Annotated in this window: 15 protein-coding genes; 9 read left to right on the top strand and 6 right to left on the bottom strand. The window is 58.5% G+C overall.

Annotation, left to right across the window (positions count from 1 at the left end; all coding sequences use genetic code 11):
* Positions 1-6: 6 nt before the first annotated feature.
* From ACEWPJ_RS08940 to ACEWPJ_RS08920, 5 genes are all read left to right on the top strand, one after another.
* Entirely contained in the window at positions 7-1092 is a 1086-nt protein-coding gene (locus ACEWPJ_RS08940) for an ABC transporter ATP-binding protein (protein WP_416512541.1), read from the top strand.
* A gap of 203 nt (positions 1093-1295) precedes the next feature.
* A complete protein-coding gene (locus ACEWPJ_RS08935) occupies positions 1296-1592 on the top strand; it encodes a hypothetical protein (RefSeq protein WP_416512540.1) in 297 nt (98 codons plus the stop codon).
* Positions 1593-1730: 138 nt separating this feature from the next.
* Positions 1731-3185, top strand: coding sequence for an IMP dehydrogenase (gene guaB, locus ACEWPJ_RS08930; protein WP_416512538.1), 1455 nt, complete (start codon positions 1731-1733; stop codon positions 3183-3185).
* Between the two features lie 41 nt (positions 3186-3226).
* Positions 3227-4405: an RsmB/NOP family class I SAM-dependent RNA methyltransferase gene (locus ACEWPJ_RS08925; protein ID WP_416512536.1), complete on the top strand. Its 1179-nt coding sequence runs from the start codon at positions 3227-3229 to the stop codon at positions 4403-4405.
* Positions 4406-4505: 100 nt separating this feature from the next.
* Complete coding sequence (locus ACEWPJ_RS08920) at positions 4506-6821, top strand: ATP-binding protein (RefSeq protein ID WP_416512535.1); 2316 nt, start codon at positions 4506-4508, stop codon at positions 6819-6821.
* Here the strand turns inward: ACEWPJ_RS08920 and ACEWPJ_RS08915 are convergent.
* On the bottom strand, positions 6815-7339 hold the full coding sequence (locus ACEWPJ_RS08915) for a gamma-glutamyl kinase (RefSeq protein WP_416512533.1): 525 nt from the start codon (positions 7337-7339) through the stop codon (positions 6815-6817). The two genes, ACEWPJ_RS08920 and ACEWPJ_RS08915, sit on opposite strands and share 7 nt — an antisense overlap.
* Before the next feature lie 266 nt (positions 7340-7605).
* Between ACEWPJ_RS08915 and recA the strand changes: the two genes are divergently transcribed.
* From recA to ACEWPJ_RS08900, 3 genes are all read left to right on the top strand, one after another.
* Positions 7606-8679, top strand: coding sequence for a recombinase RecA (gene recA / locus ACEWPJ_RS08910; protein ID WP_416512531.1), 1074 nt, complete (start codon positions 7606-7608; stop codon positions 8677-8679).
* 152 nt (positions 8680-8831) lie between these two features.
* A complete protein-coding gene (alaS, locus tag ACEWPJ_RS08905; protein WP_416512529.1) occupies positions 8832-11492 on the top strand; it encodes an alanine--tRNA ligase in 2661 nt (886 codons plus the stop codon).
* Between the two features lie 3 nt (positions 11493-11495).
* Positions 11496-11783 carry a DUF1330 domain-containing protein gene (locus ACEWPJ_RS08900; protein ID WP_416512527.1) on the top strand — a complete coding sequence of 96 codons (288 nt, stop codon included), beginning with the start codon at positions 11496-11498 and terminating at the stop codon, positions 11781-11783.
* A gap of 6 nt (positions 11784-11789) precedes the next feature.
* On the opposite strand, the gene typA is transcribed toward ACEWPJ_RS08900, so the two are convergent.
* The 3 genes from typA to ACEWPJ_RS08885 form a co-directional block, all read right to left on the bottom strand.
* Positions 11790-13610: a translational GTPase TypA gene (gene typA / locus ACEWPJ_RS08895; protein ID WP_416512526.1), complete on the bottom strand. Its 1821-nt coding sequence runs from the start codon at positions 13608-13610 to the stop codon at positions 11790-11792.
* A 63-nt stretch (positions 13611-13673) separates the two neighbouring features.
* Positions 13674-14009, bottom strand: coding sequence for a DMT family transporter (locus tag ACEWPJ_RS08890; RefSeq protein WP_416512525.1), 336 nt, complete (start codon positions 14007-14009; stop codon positions 13674-13676).
* Between the two features lie 157 nt (positions 14010-14166).
* The gene (locus tag ACEWPJ_RS08885; RefSeq protein WP_416512524.1) at positions 14167-15381 is read right to left on the bottom strand and encodes an NADP-dependent isocitrate dehydrogenase; all 1215 of its coding nucleotides are present in this window, start codon (positions 15379-15381) and stop codon (positions 14167-14169) included.
* A gap of 158 nt (positions 15382-15539) precedes the next feature.
* Between ACEWPJ_RS08885 and ACEWPJ_RS08880 the strand changes: the two genes are divergently transcribed.
* Complete coding sequence (locus tag ACEWPJ_RS08880; RefSeq protein ID WP_416512522.1) at positions 15540-16100, top strand: hypothetical protein; 561 nt, start codon at positions 15540-15542, stop codon at positions 16098-16100.
* A 7-nt stretch (positions 16101-16107) separates the two neighbouring features.
* On the opposite strand, the gene ACEWPJ_RS08875 is transcribed toward ACEWPJ_RS08880, so the two are convergent.
* Together ACEWPJ_RS08875 and ACEWPJ_RS08870 are read right to left on the bottom strand one after the other, a co-directional pair.
* Entirely contained in the window at positions 16108-16707 is a 600-nt protein-coding gene (locus ACEWPJ_RS08875; RefSeq protein ID WP_416512521.1) for an HD domain-containing protein, read from the bottom strand.
* 9 nt (positions 16708-16716) lie between these two features.
* Positions 16717-16941, bottom strand: a complete 225-nt coding sequence (locus tag ACEWPJ_RS08870; RefSeq protein ID WP_416512519.1) for a hypothetical protein — start codon at positions 16939-16941, stop codon at positions 16717-16719.
* Between the last annotated feature and the right edge of the window lie 4 nt (positions 16942-16945).

The raw sequence follows: 16945 nt of genomic DNA, 5'->3' as shown, positions 1-16945 counted from the left end.
AAGACGATGGCGGATCTAAAACTTACGGACGTCGCAAAATCCTACGGTGAAGTGGATGTTCTTGCGAATATCGACCTTGATATCAAGACCGGGGAACTCATTGTTTTTGTTGGTCCTTCGGGCTGCGGCAAGTCAACGTTGCTGCGAATGATCGCCGGGCTTGAAAAAATCAGCGGTGGCACGCTTGAGATTGACGGCGCCGTGATGAACGACGTTCCACCGGCGCAACGCGGCATTGCTATGGTTTTCCAAAGCTACGCGCTTTATCCGCATATGACGGTGCGCGACAACATGGCGTTCGCCCTGAAAATCGCGAAAATGCCAAAGGCTGAGATCGACAAGTCCGTCGAAAACGCCGCGCGTATCCTCCAACTAACCGACTATCTTGATCGTCTGCCCAAGGCGCTGTCGGGTGGTCAGCGGCAGCGCGTTGCAATCGGGCGGTCGATCGTGCGCGACCCGAAAGTCTATCTGTTTGATGAGCCGCTGTCGAACCTCGACGCCGCCCTGCGAGTCGCCACGCGGATCGAGATCGCCCAGTTGAAAGAGGCGATGCCGAATTCAACCATGATCTACGTCACCCACGACCAGGTCGAGGCGATGACCCTCGCAAGCCGCATCGTCGTTCTTGCCGGCGGCGGTATTGCGCAGGTCGGCTCTCCGCTGGAACTTTATGAAAAGCCGGAGAATGAGTTTGTGGCGCAGTTCATCGGCTCTCCGGCGATGAATCTGCTGTCCGGGGAGGTCACCGCGACAGGTGCGCAAACGACCGTCAAGCTGGACGGTGGCGGCGTTGCTATTTCCGACGTGCCGACCGAAGCGGGCGACAAAGGCGCACGGGTGAATGTCGGCGTCCGCCCCGAGGATTTCGTGCCGACCGAGAACAATCCGCTTTACACCGGTCGGGTGAATATCACCGAGGCATTGGGCGAGGTCACGCTGCTTTATTTCGAAGCACAGAATGGCGAAGAGCCGGTGATCGCAAAGATACCGGGCATCGCGTCCGGCCTGCGTAAGACGAGTGTTTCCCTCGCTGCGCCAGCGAATAAAGTGCATCTGTTCCGGGACGGAAAGTCTCTCCTCTACCGTTAGGTCTGGATGACGTTACGTAAGTCGCTTTCTGTGTGATGGCGGATGGCTTGATCCGTGTCGTCGCATCAACGGTCCTTAGTTTCATAGCCGTGCCAAGAAAGCCCAATCCCGCAAGGCGAAAACAGCCTATGCGGGAATATCGCTGGAGCCCTGAAGACTCGTTAAAACTGTTCACAATATACAAGGGTGCAACCTGCGGTGAATTGGCGACAGAGCGTCACCGCCTCGCGCAATACGTTGCCGACGTCGCGCACGCACAGCGTATATCAGCCCGCAGTGATACTGCGGCGGTTTCGGCAGGTGTTGTGATCTCGCCGCTTTTCCTGCTCGCCTTGCCGAGCACCGTGGACAAATCCGCACAATTGTCCGTCGCACGCGGCCACTACCGGGCGATTGAACAGGCGAGCCTGTCCGCTGGTTGCGGCACGATGACCGACTACCGGAACTATCGGTATGAGATGGGCATCGGGCGTCAGCCCGGTCAGTTCCCGCCGCTATAATCCAAACGTGGCCGCGTGCGACCCGTTGCGCGCGGCCCAATCGGCGGGCGCGATCCGCGAGCTTTGCCTTACCTCTTTTCTTTCCCGCCGACCCGTGTAATAGGGACGCGTCAAACGAAGCATCCAAGGAGAACCCCCATGGAGATTCGCGAGGCGCTTACCTTCGACGATGTCCTACTGGTCCCGGCCGCATCCAATGTGCTGCCGTCAACGGCCGATACCTCGACCTTTGTGACAAAGTCGATCCGGATGAACATTCCGCTGCTCAGCTCTGCCATGGATACGGTGACAGAGGCGCGCATGGCGATCAGCATGGCGCAAGCGGGTGGCATTGGGGTGATCCACCGCAACCTTGATATCGAAGCGCAGGCGCAAGAAGTGCGCCGGGTGAAACGGTTTGAAAGCGGGGTTGTTTTCAATCCGATCACTCTGCGGCCCGAACAAACGCTCGCCGATGCGAAAGCGTTGCAGGAACGGTATCGCGTCACCGGGTTTCCGGTTGTCGACGATCAGGGCCGCGTCGTTGGTATCGTGACCAACCGCGACATGCGCTTTGCCTCCGATGACGCGACCCCTGTGAGTGTGATGATGTCGTCGGATAATCTTGCCGTATTGCAGGAACCTGCCGACCGGGAAGAGGCGAAAAGCCTCATGCGGGCGCGCCGGATCGAAAAGCTGCTGGTGACGGATGCGAACGGAAAGCTGACCGGGCTGCTGACGCTGCGGGATATTGAACAGGCGGTGCTGAACCCGACCGCGTGTAAGGACGAACTCGGCCGCCTGCGGGTTGCGGCGGCGTCGACCGTTGGTGACGCGGGGTTCGAACGAACGCAGGCGCTGGTTGATGCGGGCGTTGATATGGTTGTCATCGACACGGCGCACGGGCATTCCGAAGGGGTTGCCGCAGCTGTTGAGCGGGCGAAGTCCCTTTCCAACCAAGTTCAGATTGTCGCTGGCAATGTTGCCACAGCCGAAGCGACCCGCGCATTGATTGGTGCAGGTGCGGATGCGGTGAAGGTCGGGATCGGCCCCGGTTCGATCTGCACAACCCGAATGGTGGCGGGCGTCGGTGTGCCGCAGCTAACTGCGATTATGGATTGCGCGAAAGGGGCTGAAGAGTCCGGCACCCCGGTGATTGCCGATGGCGGTATCAAGTTCTCTGGCGATTTCGCCAAGGCGATTGCCGCCGGAGCGTCCTGCGCGATGGTCGGCTCAATGATCGCCGGAACGGATGAATCGCCTGGCGAAGTCATCCTCTACCAAGGTCGCAGCTTCAAAGGCTATCGCGGGATGGGTAGCCTTGGCGCAATGGCCCGCGGCTCTGCCGATCGGTATTTCCAGAAGGATGCCGCCAGTGATAAACTGGTGCCCGAAGGGATCGAAGGGCAGGTGCCGTATAAAGGGCCGTCCAGCGCCGTGATCCATCAGCTTGTGGGTGGCCTTCGGGCGGCGATGGGTTACACCGGATGCGCGACTGTGGATGCGATGCGGAAGAACTGTAGTTTTGTGAAAATCACCGGCGCCGGATTGAAGGAAAGCCATGTGCATGACGTGCAGATCACCCGCGAAAGCCCCAACTATCGGGGGATGTAAGCCGGTGCGTTTGACCCCCGCATGACCTTGGACGCAACGCAATGACTCCGGCCGCGAGAGTAGCCGTAGCGATTGAGGTTCTTGACGCCTACCTCGCCGGCTCGCCCGCTGAAAAGGCGCTGACGAACTGGGCGCGGCGCAGTCGCTTCGCAGGTTCCGGCGACCGCGCTGCTATTCGCGACCATGTCTTTGGTGCGCTTCGCAATCGCCTGTCATTCGCAGCGCTCGGGGGTGGCGAAACCGGGCGCGGCCTGATGATCGGGCAACTACGTGCGGAAGGGCAAGACCCCACGGCCGTGTTCACTGGCGAAGGCCACGCGCCGACTGCCCTGACGGCGGAGGAGCAGGCGTTGCCCGATAGTGAAATGCCGGAGGCTGTGGCGCTCGACTGCCCCGCTTGGTTACTGCCGCGCCTCAAAGCCTCATTGAACGACGATTTTGCCCCGGTGATGCGGCTGATGAAGGATAGGGCGCCCGTCTTTCTACGCGTCAACACGCGCAAGGCGTCACGGGATGATGTTCAATCGACGTTGCTGGCCGAAGGGATCGAAACCCGACCACACCCGCTGTCGGATAAAGCGCTGGAGGCGACGTCCAATCAACGCCGTATCAAGAACTCCGCGCCGTTTCAAAATGGGCTCGTGGCGCTTCAAGACGCCGCGTCGCAATTCGTTGCGGACCATGTGCCATTGGATGGGCGCACCCGCATCCTCGACTACTGCGCAGGCGGGGGCGGTAAAGCGCTGGCCTTCGCGACGCGTGGGGCGGGTGAGGTGATCGCCCACGACATCGATTTCCACAGGATGTCCGACATCCCCGATCGGGCAAAGCGGGCGGGGGCGCGGATCGCGTTGGCCGCCACCGACGATCTGACAGCGAAATCCCCCTTCGACGTCGTGTTCTGCGATGCCCCGTGTTCCGGCAGCGGCGCTTGGCGGCGGTCACCCGAAGCGAAGTGGGCTTTGTCAGAGGCGCGGTTGGCGGAATTGACCACCACGCAAGCCAGCATACTGGATCAGGCGGCGGAGCATGTTGTGCCCGACGGCACGCTCGCCTACGCGACATGCTCATTGCTCCACGATGAAAACCGCGGGCAGATTGATTCGTTTCTTGAGCGGGCGCCGGGGTGGGGGCTTCAAACGGATTACCGCCTGACGCCGCTTGATGGGGGCGATGGATTTTACCTCGCGCTCTTGACCAGAGGCACGGCTCAACAATAAACAACCCATAGTTGAATCGCCCGAGATTTACGCTGGTTAAGTTGAGCTTAACGATTGATCACCGAAATGGAGGGGCCACGAATCGAAACAGGGGGCCTCCGTGTCGCAAACGACAGCATCACTTCCGCCGATTATCCGCAAAGCAGACGGATTTTCCGGGCCTTCGTTCTATCTGGGGGTCGTTTCCATCCTGATGATCGGGCTGGCATTCGTGGCGTCCAGCCACGCGATTGGGGTTGTCCTCGCAGCGGTCGGCGCGACATTCGGGTTTATCGCCGTGCTGACGTCGGCGCTAAAGCTGGGTCAGCGTAAGAAACACGGGCGTTTGACCAAGCAAATCGCGGCTTTGACGGAACTCGACAAAGCCTCGTGCTTCGTGACCGACAGGGACGGAGAGATCGTCTATCAAAATACGACAGCAGCGGATCGGTTTTCGGATTGCAAAGCGTTCTCGCTGGCGCACGTGTTCCGCGATTTGTTTGCCAACCCGTCTGCAGTGTTGTTCCGGCTGCAAAACAAGGCGCAAGCGGTCGGGGCCGCACAAGAAGATGTCGTGACCCGCCGCGGCCACACGCGGCTGTCGGTGCATCGGATTGCCGAGGATGCGTTCTATTGGCGGATTGACGATTTTGGTCAACGCAGCGCAAAGTCCCGTGGGGCGGAGGGCGTTAGCCTGCCGATGTTGACCGCATCGAAATCCGGGACCGTGTTGTTCATGAATGAAGCGATGCGCAAGGTGCTTGGCGGGCGGGTCAAAACGCTCGACCGCGTGTTCAATCACCTGCCGATTACCGCTGGGGCGGAGAACGAGGTGATCGGCAAAGACGGCCTTATCAAAAGCCTCGTCGCAGAGATTGAAGGGGCGAGCGGGCGAAGCGAAATCTACCTGATCCCCGGCTTGGAAGCGTCTGCAAATCAGGATGGGCGTCGCCTGCCGACAATGGATGAACTGCCGGTTCCGCTGCTGACGATTGCGAAGGGCGGCCAGATCATTGACGCCAATCGTCTCGCCCGCGATATGCTGGCGGACCCGATTGAGCCGGGTGCAACCATGTCCGATCTGGTCGAAGGTCTGGGGCGTTCGGTCAACGACTGGTTGGAGGATGCCTTCGATGGCCGCGGCTTGCAGCGGTCCGAGGTGATCCGCGCAAAGAAACCTGAGCCAGAGGCGTTCTTGCAGATTTCGCTTGCCCGGTTCATGGATGGGGACGAACCGACGCTAATCGCGATCCTGACGGACGCGACTGAGCTGAAGACGCTGGAAGCGCAATTCGTCCAAAGCCAGAAGATGCAGGCGATTGGTCAGCTTGCGGGCGGCATCGCTCACGACTTCAACAATCTACTGACGGCCATCACCGGCCATTGCGATTTGCTTCTGCTGAGGCATGATCAGGGCGACCCAGATTTTGGTGATCTTGTCCAGATCAACGAAAATGCCAACCGTGCGGCGAGCCTTGTGGGGCAACTTCTGGCGTTCTCGCGCAAGCAGAATTTGCAGCCCGAGGTCATAGATCTTCGTGACACGCTGTCTGACCTCACCCATCTTCTGAACCGCCTTGTGGGGGAGCGTGTATCCCTGACCCTCTCGCATGACCCCGACCTCGCGCCGGTTCGCGCGGATCGCCGTCAATTGGAACAGGTCATCATGAATCTGGTCGTCAACGCCCGCGATGCGATGGTGAACGGTGGAGAAATTCGGATAGAGACTGAGCTTCGGACGTTGACCCAAACCCTGAAGCGGGATCGCGCAAAGGTTCCACCGGGTAAATATGCGACAATCAAGGTTATCGATCAGGGGCATGGCGTGCCGCAGGATAAGCTTGCCAAGATTTTTGAGCCGTTTTACACAACCAAACGGGTTGGCGAAGGAACCGGGCTGGGCCTGTCGATGGCCTACGGCATCGTCAAGCAAAGCGGCGGTTTCATCTTCGTCGACAGTGTCGTTGGTGGAGGGACGGAGTTCACGCTGTTCTTCCCGACCCATACCCAAGTCGCCGCGGTGCCGGCGGAGCGTTCCCCATGCTTGACCGAAACCGCCCTTCCGCCGCGCGGGGAAGGCGTGGTTTTGCTGGTCGAGGATGAAGCGCCTGTCCGGTCCTTTGCGTCTCGCGCGCTTCGGATGCGCGGCTATACAGTGCTTGAGGCGGAAAGCGCTGAAGATGCCCTGAAAACGCTTGAGGACTCGACGTTGAATGTCGATCTGTTCGTGACCGATGTGATGATGCCGGGGATGGACGGGCCAAGCTGGGTGAAGCGTGCCCTTAAAGAGCGGCCGGAGGTTAAGGTTGTGTTCGTGTCAGGCTACGCGGAGGATGCGTTTGGCGATAGTCCAGAGGTGATCCCGAACTCCGTCTTCTTGCCCAAGCCGTTTTCGTTGAATGAGTTGACCAACACCGTTCAACGCCAGCTTCACTGACGGATTTTCTCATAAAGCGCGAAATCGTGGGCGAGTTCCTTTCGCAATCGGGCCTCTGTTTTTGTTGTCAGTTGGAGTTCGAATTTCGGCGATACATTCACTGGTCTGAGTGTTAGCTGTCGCCCCAATCTCTCTTCAAAAAAACAACGAAGGCGATCCAGCTGCGTAAAGTCAAAAATTTGATCCACTTTGGGCACGTCGCCATTGCCACATAAAAACCGCCCCTGCGATCCAAGGTCCGCGTAGGCAGGTCGTTCGTCGGCGAGATAAGCATTGATGAACGCATCAAAGGAAACATCGCGGGTGCTTTTTTCGGAGCCGACCAAAGCATCGCGCGAGCGGTATCGATACCAGCTACCGAGCCAATCAATTGGTTCCCGCATCACGGCAACCGTCGTCAGATTCTTGGAATTTTTCGGGAAGAATAATGGGTGGTAGGTCTTGTGAAACGCCTGCGCCGGAGTGTGCTTTAATCGCGGCGGGTGCCGCATCGAGACATCGGCAAGTTCCCCAACCATTTCGTGGATCGCGCTGCTGCCGGTCTTGGTCGATGACAGGAAAACCAGCTTTTCTTTCCAAAATACCAACATCTTGCGGTCGCCCTGCCTGATTTCAGAAAGAAATGTTCCGCGTAAACTAGCGCTTAACCTTCCGGGGTAAAAGTGAGGATACGAAAAATTAAGTTGAAATGTTCTCTTTTTGGTCCCATAAGAAATTAGAACAAGAGGTGAACAAGAGCAACGATTGCCGCCCGCTTGCGGGTGTGGAATAAGGAAGCAATGAAATGGCGACGGCAGATTTACTCAACATGACTGATAAGAAAAGCGGCGATAAGCAAAAGGCGCTCGATAGCGCGTTGGCGCAGATTGAACGGCAGTTCGGCAAGGGTTCGATCATGAAGCTCGGCGACGAAAACGCCGTGCAAGAGATTGCGTCGACCTCAACCGGATCGCTCGGTCTTGATATCGCGCTGGGAATCGGCGGTTTGCCCAAGGGGCGGGTTGTTGAAATTTACGGCCCGGAAAGCTCCGGCAAGACGACCCTGACGTTGCATTGTATAGCGGAAGAACAGAAAAAAGGCGGTGTTTGTGCGTTCGTTGACGCAGAACATGCGCTTGATCCGCAATATGCGCGGAAACTCGGCGTGGACCTTGATGAACTGCTGATTTCGCAGCCGGACACCGGTGAGCAGGCGCTTGAGATTACCGATACGCTCGTTCGGTCTGGTGCAGTCAACATGGTGGTTGTCGACTCCGTCGCAGCGCTGACCCCCAAATCCGAACTTGAAGGTGATATGGGCGACAGCAGCGTCGGTGTGCACGCCCGTTTGATGAGCCAGGCGATGCGCAAGCTGACGGGTTCGATCTCCCGCTCTGGCTGCATGGTGATCTTTATCAACCAGATTCGGATGAAGATCGGCGTTATGTTCGGTAGCCCGGAAACGACGACGGGCGGCAATGCGCTGAAGTTCTATAGCTCCGTCCGGCTTGATATTCGTCGGATCGGTGCGATCAAGGATCGGGATGAGGTTGTCGGCAATGCAACCCGCGTCAAGGTCGTCAAGAACAAGGTGGCTCCGCCGTTCAAGCAGGTTGAATTCGACATCATGTATGGCGAAGGAATCTCCAAGATGGGTGAGCTTTTGGATCTTGGCGTAAAAGCCGGCGTTGTTGAAAAATCCGGCGCGTGGTTTTCCTACGGGGATGAGCGGATCGGGCAGGGGCGCGAGAACGCGAAGCTTTACCTGAAAGAAAACAACCGGATCGCGCTTGAAATCGAAGACAAGATCAGGGCCGCGCACGGGTTGGATTTCGACATGCCTCCGACCGTCGAAGAAGACGATATCCTGGAAGCCTGAATGGGCCGCTAACGGCCCTCAGTGGATCGAAACAGGAAAAGACCCGGGTGCAGATCGCATCCGGGTCTTTTCTTGCAGTGGACAGCCCCGGATGCGGGCGATAAACCGTCCAGAAGCCGACGATCGCGAACCTTACGAGAGAGCCCGCGCCAATGCCCAGTCTCAACGACATCCGCTCGACCTTCCTTAACTATTTCGAAACCAATGGTCATGAGGTGGTCGACAGCTCCCCCTTGGTGCCACGAAACGATCCGACGCTGATGTTCACGAACTCCGGCATGGTGCAGTTCAAGAACGTGTTTACGGGGGTTGAGCATCGCGATTACAGCCGCGCAGTGACAAGCCAGAAATGTGTGCGTGCGGGCGGTAAGCACAACGATCTGGACAATGTGGGTTATACGGCACGGCACCATACCTTCTTTGAAATGCTGGGGAATTTCAGCTTTGGTGACTACTTCAAAAGGGATGCAATCCCGTTTGCGTGGGATTTGATCACCAAGGAATTTGGCATCGACAAGGACAAGCTGCTTGTCACGGTCTTTCACACGGACGACGACGCGGCAGACATCTGGAAGAAACACGCCGGGTTGCCGGATGATCGGATCATCCGCATCGATACGGCGGATAATTTTTGGTCGATGGGACCGACTGGCCCGTGCGGGCCGTGCACCGAGATTTTCTACGATCACGGCGATCACATCTGGGGCGGCCCGCCGGGCAGCAACGATGAGGATGGCGACCGGTTTATCGAAATTTGGAACCTCGTCTTCATGCAGTTTGAGCAGTTCGAGGACGGGCATCGCGAAGACTTGCCGCGCCCGTCGATCGACACCGGTATGGGTTTGGAGCGGATTGGCGCCCTTCTGCAAGGCAGCCATGATAACTACGACACCGATCTGTTCCGCGCCCTGATTGAGGCGTCCGCGCATCTGACGAATGTTGATCCCTATGGCGAACAAAACGTCCATCACCGGGTGATCGCGGATCATCTGCGGTCGACGTCATTCCTGATCGCGGATGGTGTTATGCCCTCGAACGAGGGGCGCGGCTATGTTCTGCGCCGGATCATGCGCCGGGCGATGCGGCACGCGCATCTGTTGGGTGCGCAAGATCCTGTTATGTATCGGCTGGTGCCGGAGTTGGTGACGCAGATGGGGCAGGCATTCCCGGAACTTGGTCGTGCGCAGCCATTGATCGAAGAGACGCTGAAGAACGAAGAAACGCGGTTTCAACAGACGCTTGACCGCGGGTTGCGCCTGCTGGACGACGAACTGGGCAAGCTGCCCGATGGGGCGGCCCTGCCGGGGGAGGCTGCGTTCAAGCTCTACGACACTTATGGTTTCCCACTTGACTTGACCCAGGACGCGCTGCGCGAGAAGGGTCGGTCGGTCGACACCGAAGGTTTCGATGCCGCGATGGCGGAGCAGAAGGCGAAGGCGCGTGCGGCCTGGTCGGGGTCTGGCGAAACCGCCGACGCCGCGATCTGGTTCGACCTGGCGGAGGAGCACGGGGGAACCGAATTCCTCGGCTACGACACCGAAGTGGCCGAGGGTCAGGTGCTGGCGCTCGTCGACGGTGGCAAGCGGATCGATGCGGCGAAGGCAGGAGCTTCCGTCCAGATCGTAGTCAACCAGACACCGTTCTACGCCGAGGCCGGCGGCCAGGTCGGCGACAGCGGAGAGTTGCGGACGGACACCGGCGCCGCCCGGATTACGGATACGAAGAAAAGCGCCGGGGTTTTCATCCACTTCGCTGAGGTGATTGAGGGGCAGATTGAAACGGGCCAGGGGGCTGAGCTGACGGTCGATCACGACCGCCGGACGCGCATCCGAGCCAATCATTCCGCCACGCATCTGCTGCATGAGGCGCTGCGCCGTCATCTGGGTGATCATGTTGCGCAGCGGGGATCGTTGAATGCAGATGATCGGTTGCGGTTCGATTTTTCGCATAGCAAGGCGCTTTCGTTAAGCGAAATCAAAATGGTGGAGGAGGAAGTTAATGCCTTCGTTCGCCAAAACACGCCGGTTGAAACCCGCATAATGACGCCGGATGACGCCCGCGAAATCGGCGCGCAGGCGCTGTTTGGTGAGAAATATGGCGACGAGGTTCGCGTGGTTTCAATGGGTGAGCTTGATGGCTCCGATAAAGGAACGGATCGCAAGACCTATTCGATTGAGTTGTGCGGCGGTACCCATGTGCGTAGAACGGGCGATATCGGGTTGTTCGTCATGCTGGGCGATAGCGCCAGTTCGGCAGGCGTTCGGCGGATCGAAGCCCTGACGGGTGAGGCGGCGTTCCGTGCGATGTCCGATCAGGATCACCGTCTGGCCGAGGTTGCATTGCAACTGAAGGCGCAGGCGGCTGAGGTGCCGGACCGGGTAAAAGCACTGCTTGATGAGCGGAAAGCGCTGAAAAGTGAGGTCGCGACCCTTCGCCGTGAACTGGCGATGTCGGGTGGGGGCGGCGCGGCTGCTCCGGACGCCGAAAAGGTTGGCGATGTTTCATTCGTCGCGCAAAAACTGGATGGGGTCAGCGGCAAGGATCTGCCCGCGATGATTGATGAGCACAAGGCGCGGATTGGCTCTGGCGCGGTGCTCTTGATCGCGGATGCGGGCGGCAAGGCTGCCGTGGCCGCCGGTGTGACACCTGATTTGACAGACCAGATTTCGGCGGTCGACCTCGTGAAAGCCGCCGTGGCGGAACTCGGCGGGAAGGGCGGCGGGGGCCGTCCGGACATGGCGCAAGGTGGCGGCAAGGACGCAGAAAACGCAGCGGCGGCAATCGCGGCCGCGAAAACCATACTGGAGGGATGACAGATGCCGGCACTTTGGATAGCGCATGTAACGGTCACGGATGAGGATGCGTATGGAAAATACGCGGCCCTGGCTGGCCCGGCGATTGCCAAACATGGCGGGCATTTCATCGCCCGCGCAGGCCGCTATGTGCAGCTTGAGGGCAAGGATCGCCCGCGCAATGTGGTCGCGAAGTTTCCTTCGGTTGAGGCGGCGGAAGGGTGTTATCACTCACCCGAATATCAGGAAGCGCTCAGCCACGCGCGGGGCGCGTCTGAGCGGGAATTGCTGATCGTCGAAACGACGGAGTAGCGCCGCCTAGCTTGCCACGCGCGACTGACGCTTGCGTTCATGCGGATCGAGGAACCGCTTGCGCAGACGGATGGCGTTTGGCGTCACCTCGACCAGTTCATCATTGTCGATATAGGCGATGGCTTGTTCAAGGCTCATCGTGATCGGGGTGGTCAGGCGCACCGCCTCATCCGTGCCAGAGGCGCGGACGTTGGTCAGCTTTTTGCCCTTCAGTGGATTCACCTCAAGGTCATTTTCGCGGCTGTGTTCGCCGATGATCATGCCCTCGTAAACAGGCTCCTGCGCGCCGATGAACATTTTGCCCCGATCTTCGAGGTTGAAGAGCGCGTAGGCGACCGATGTGCCGTTTTCCATTGAGATCAGAACACCCGCGCGGCGGCCAGGGATCGGCCCGCGATGCGGCGCCCATTCTTGGAACACGCGGTTCAGCACGCCCGTGCCGCGGGTGTCGGTCAGAAACTCACCGTGATAACCGATCAGCCCGCGTGATGGGACATGCGCGATGATCCGGGTTTTTCCCGCGCCGGCTGGCTTCATCTCCACCAGTTCGCCCTTGCGCGTTCCGGTGATTTTTTCGATGACCGCGCCGGAGTAATCGTCATCAACGTCAATCGTGACTTCTTCGATCGGCTCCATCTGCTGGCCGTCCACGTCGCGGAACAGCACTTGCGGGCGGGAGATCGACAGCTCGAACCCTTCGCGCCGCATGTTTTCGATCAAAACCCCCATCTGGAGTTCGCCACGGCCTGCAACCTCGAACGCTTCGCCGCCGGAAGTGTCGGTGACGCGGATGGCGACGTTGGATTCAGCCTCTTTCATCAGGCGTTCGCGGATGACGCGGCTTTGCACCTTTTTGCCGTCACGCCCGGCAAGCGGGCTGTCGTTGATGCCAAATGTTACGGTGATCGTCGGCGGATCAATCGGTTGCGCGGGCAGGGCTTCGGTCACCGACGTCGCCACAAGGGAATCGGCTACCGTCGCTTTCGACATCCCAGCGAGCGACACGATGTCACCGGCTTCGGCCACGTCGATCGGTTGCTGGCTGAGACCCCGGAAGGCGAGGATTTTCGTGACGCGGAAGTTTTCGACCAGCGATCCATCGCGGCTGAGTGCCTTGATGGTTTCGCCTGTCTTCAGCGTGCCGGATTCGACCCGACCCGTCAGAACCCGTCCGATGAACGGATCGGCGCCGAGGGTCGTGGCGAGCATGCGGAACGGTTCGCCGCGATCTTCAATCTGTTTCGGGGCAGGGACATGATCGACGATCAGATCAAACAGCGCGGTCAGATCCTTGCGCGGGCCGTCAAGCTCCATATCCGCCCAGCCGGACCGACCGGAGGCATACATCGCAGGAAAATCAAGCTGGTCGTCATCCGCGCCGAGGTTCGCAAACAAATCGAAACACTCGTCAAGTGCGCGGTCAGGTTCCGCGTCAGGTTTGTCGACCTTGTTCAGCACGACGATAGGACGCAGGCCAAGGGCAAGTGCTTTTGACGTCACGAATTTGGTCTGCGGCATCGGACCTTCGGCGGCATCGACCAGCAGAACAACGCCGTCGACCATGCTCAGGATACGCTCAACCTCTCCGCCGAAATCGGCGTGGCCGGGGGTGTCGACGATGTTGATCCGTTTGCCGTTCCACTCAAGCGAGGTCGCTTTGGCCAGAATGGTAATGCCGCGTTCACGCTCAAGATCGTTGGAGTCCATCGCCCGTTCCGCAACCGATTGGTTTTCGCGGAAAGCACCGGATTGTTTCAGGAGTTCGTCAACAAGAGTCGTCTTACCGTGGTCAACGTGTGCGATGATTGCGATATTGCGCAGGTCCATTGGATCAGCCTTAAAGGGAGGGTTGCGCGGCGCATACCGTGCAACCGCAGAAAAGGCCAGCCCTTAGTGTGTCGAGGTCGTGGAAAAGAGGTGGATGATCAGAATGCCCGCCAATATCATGGTCATGCCAAGGATCGCGGGCAGGTCGAGTCGCTGGCCGAAAATCACCCAGCCGATGATCGCGATGAACACGATCCCAAGGCCCGACCAGATCGCATACATGATGCCGACGGGCATAACCTTCAGCGTCAGCGCGAGAAGGTAGAAGGAAACCGCATAGGACACGACCACAAGGATCGACGGCACCGTCTTGGTGAACTGCTGGCTGGCTTGCAGGGCAGAGGTGCCGACAGTTTCCGCGGCGACGGCGAGGATCAGATAGATATAGTGAACGGGCATGGCGCACCTTTTCTGCGGAATCTGGCGGAGATATCGGCCATCTCTACCCGTTCAATCAGGTGGTGGCAAAGCCTGTCGTAATCGGCGGAGTGGTGGCCATTAACGAAAAAGGGCCGGCGATTACGCCGGCCCTTTCAATCTGCGTTGTGGCGCGTTGTTAGCCCGCAAGCGCCTTGTTCAGATTTTCGTCAATCTTCTCAAGGAAGCCTTCGGTCGTCAGCCATTTCTGATCCGGCCCCACCAGCAGGGCGAGGTCTTTGGTCATCGAACCGCTTTCGACCGTATCCACGATGACCTTCTCAAGCGTTTCGGCGAAGTTCATCAGCGCGTCGTTGCTGTCAAGTTTCGCGCGGTGCTTAAGGCCACCCGTCCAAGCGTAGATCGATGCGATGGAGTTGGTCGATGTCGCCTCGCCTTTTTGATGCTGGCGGTAGTGGCGCGTGACGGTGCCGTGCGCGGCTTCAGCCTCAACAATCTTTCCATCCGGCGTCATCAATTGCGAGGTCATCAGGCCGAGCGAGCCGAAGCCCTGCGCAACCGTGTCAGACTGTACGTCGCCATCGTAGTTTTTACAGGCCCAGACGAACTTACCCGACCATTTCATCGCCGCGGCGACCATGTCATCGATCAGGCGGTGTTCGTATGTGATGCCAGCTGCCTCGAACTTCTCGGCAAATTCTTCGTCATAAACCTTTTGGAACAGGTCTTTGAAGCGTCCATCATACGCCTTGAGGATGGTGTTCTTGGTCGACAGATAGACCGGCCAACCAAGGTTCAGGCCGTAGTTCATGGACGCGCGGGCAAAGTCGATAATGCTCGCGTCAAGGTTATACATCCCCATCGCAACACCTGCAGAGGGGGAATCAAACACCTCTTTCTCAATGACTTCGCCGTCTTCACCGACGAATTTCATCGTCAGTTTGCCGGGGCCGGGCATCAGGAAATCGGTCGCCTTATACTGGTCGCCAAAGGCGTGACGGCCAATGACAATCGGGTCGGTCCAGCCGGGCACAAGGCGCGGCACGTTGGAACAGATGATCGGTGCACGGAAGACAACGCCGCCAAGGATGTTGCGGATCGTCCCGTTCGGCGAACGCCACATCTTTTTCAGGCCGAATTCCTCAACCCGTTGTTCGTCGGGCGTGATCGTAGCACATTTCACACCAACGCCGATTTCCTTAATTTTTTCAGCGGCATCAATCGTGATTTGGTCGTTCGTTTCATCCCGAACTTCCATACCAAGGTCATAGTATAGCAGATCAACGTCCAGATAAGGCAGGATCAGTTTCTTCTTGATGAAGTCCCAAATGATGCGGGTCATTTCATCTCCGTCTAGTTCGACGACGGGGTTTTCCACCTTGATCTTGGTCATGGGCTGGCCTCTCGGTTGTTTTGAATCGATTGCTTGGCGCCTTCTAGCGCAAAACAATCCGATGGGAAAGACGGTATGCGGCGGTATACGAATGAAGCGGTCATAAAACCGCCACCTTTGTTTTGAACAACGCTTTGGATGAAGAAAAGGACCAAAGAATGATGCACGAGGCAGAATTTAACGCGCTCGCCCGCGCGCAGCAGATCACCCGCTGGTCAGGGCAGGGCGCAATGATCCTTGGCCTGTTGGCCGTCGCTGTGCTTGCGCTTTGGGTGCGGAGTGAGCCGTTTGATCTGAGTAGCCTCAGCGCGTTGCCGTTCATCTATGTCCTGCCAATCTTTGTTGTTGTGCTGGGTGTCGCCCTTTGGGCGGTCGGTCTTGTGACCCGGCGTGTCACCGAAAAGATGCGAGAAAATGAGGTTGAGGGCCGCGACAACGAAGGCATCAAGGTCGCTATCGTTGCGGCAATCCTGCTGTCTTGGGTGGTTGTGCTTGGGCCGACGACGCTGACGCTGTTCGGGCTTTCCGACATTGGCGCGCTGGAGCGGTTCAATTGGACCTTCCTGCTGTTTTTCGTGCCGGTCGCTGCGCAGGTGTGTTTGATTGCCAAGCCTCAAAAAGATCGGAAAATGCCGAAGCCGCTGGTTGCGATCTTGTTGGTTGCTCCGCTGCTGATTATCGGCGGGGTCTACTTCTGGTTCAGGTCACAGATCGGCTGATCAAGGGTTATTGAGCGCGTTCGAACCATGGGCGGATCAGATCGCGGACATAGGACCAGACCGCAGGCGCGCCACGGTTCACTTTTCCACCGACCCGGCTGTCGATCTGGGACAGCGTGACGTCGTATTCTTCCCAACTGCCGCCGCCTGACGCCAGGTTCAGAAGGAGCGGTTGCACCCGGTCGATGGATTTCGCGAAGATAGCGTCTGGAGTCTTGGCCGCCTCGAATTCGTCCCAGAGGGTGCGGAAGGCGCTGGCTTGATCGTCCGGGAGCAGTCCGAAAATCCGATCAGCGGCGGCCTGTTCTTTTGCGTCTTGAATATTGGTGTCGATCTGAGCGTGGATCGGGGCATCACCTGCGTCAATCTCTACGATGTCGTGAAGCAGCAGCATCTTGATGACGCGATCGATCTGAACCGCGGGGGAAGCCTGATCCGCCAAGACGAACGCATACATCGCGATGTGCCAGCTATGTTCGGCGGAGTTTTCCAGGCGCGAATTGTCGGTCAGCGGTGTCGCCCGCAGGATCGATTTCAGCTTGTCTATTTCCTGAAGAAACGCGAACTGCCGGGCCAGCCTGTCGGTGGTGATGACCTGATCCCGCATCGCCCCCGTCTAGCCTTCGGTCTTGAGGGCAGATAGCTTTTCTTTCAGAAACTGCCGCGCGCGTTCATCTGCTCGGCGGACGCGGGTTGCTGTCAGGAACGCCTCCTGAGCGGTTTGGGAGCTTGCGCCGAGGATTTCCGCAACCTCGGCGATGACCTTGTCGTCACCGCTGGCCTTGAGGACTTTCAGCGCGTCCTTGGCAAGTTCATCTGCAAGATCTTCAACTATGCTCATGACG

This window comes from Aliiroseovarius sp. YM-037 (genome assembly GCF_048060095.1).
GTDB lineage: Bacteria > Pseudomonadota > Alphaproteobacteria > Rhodobacterales > Rhodobacteraceae > JBLUOA01.
This window is presented reverse-complemented; position numbering and strand designations above follow the sequence as displayed.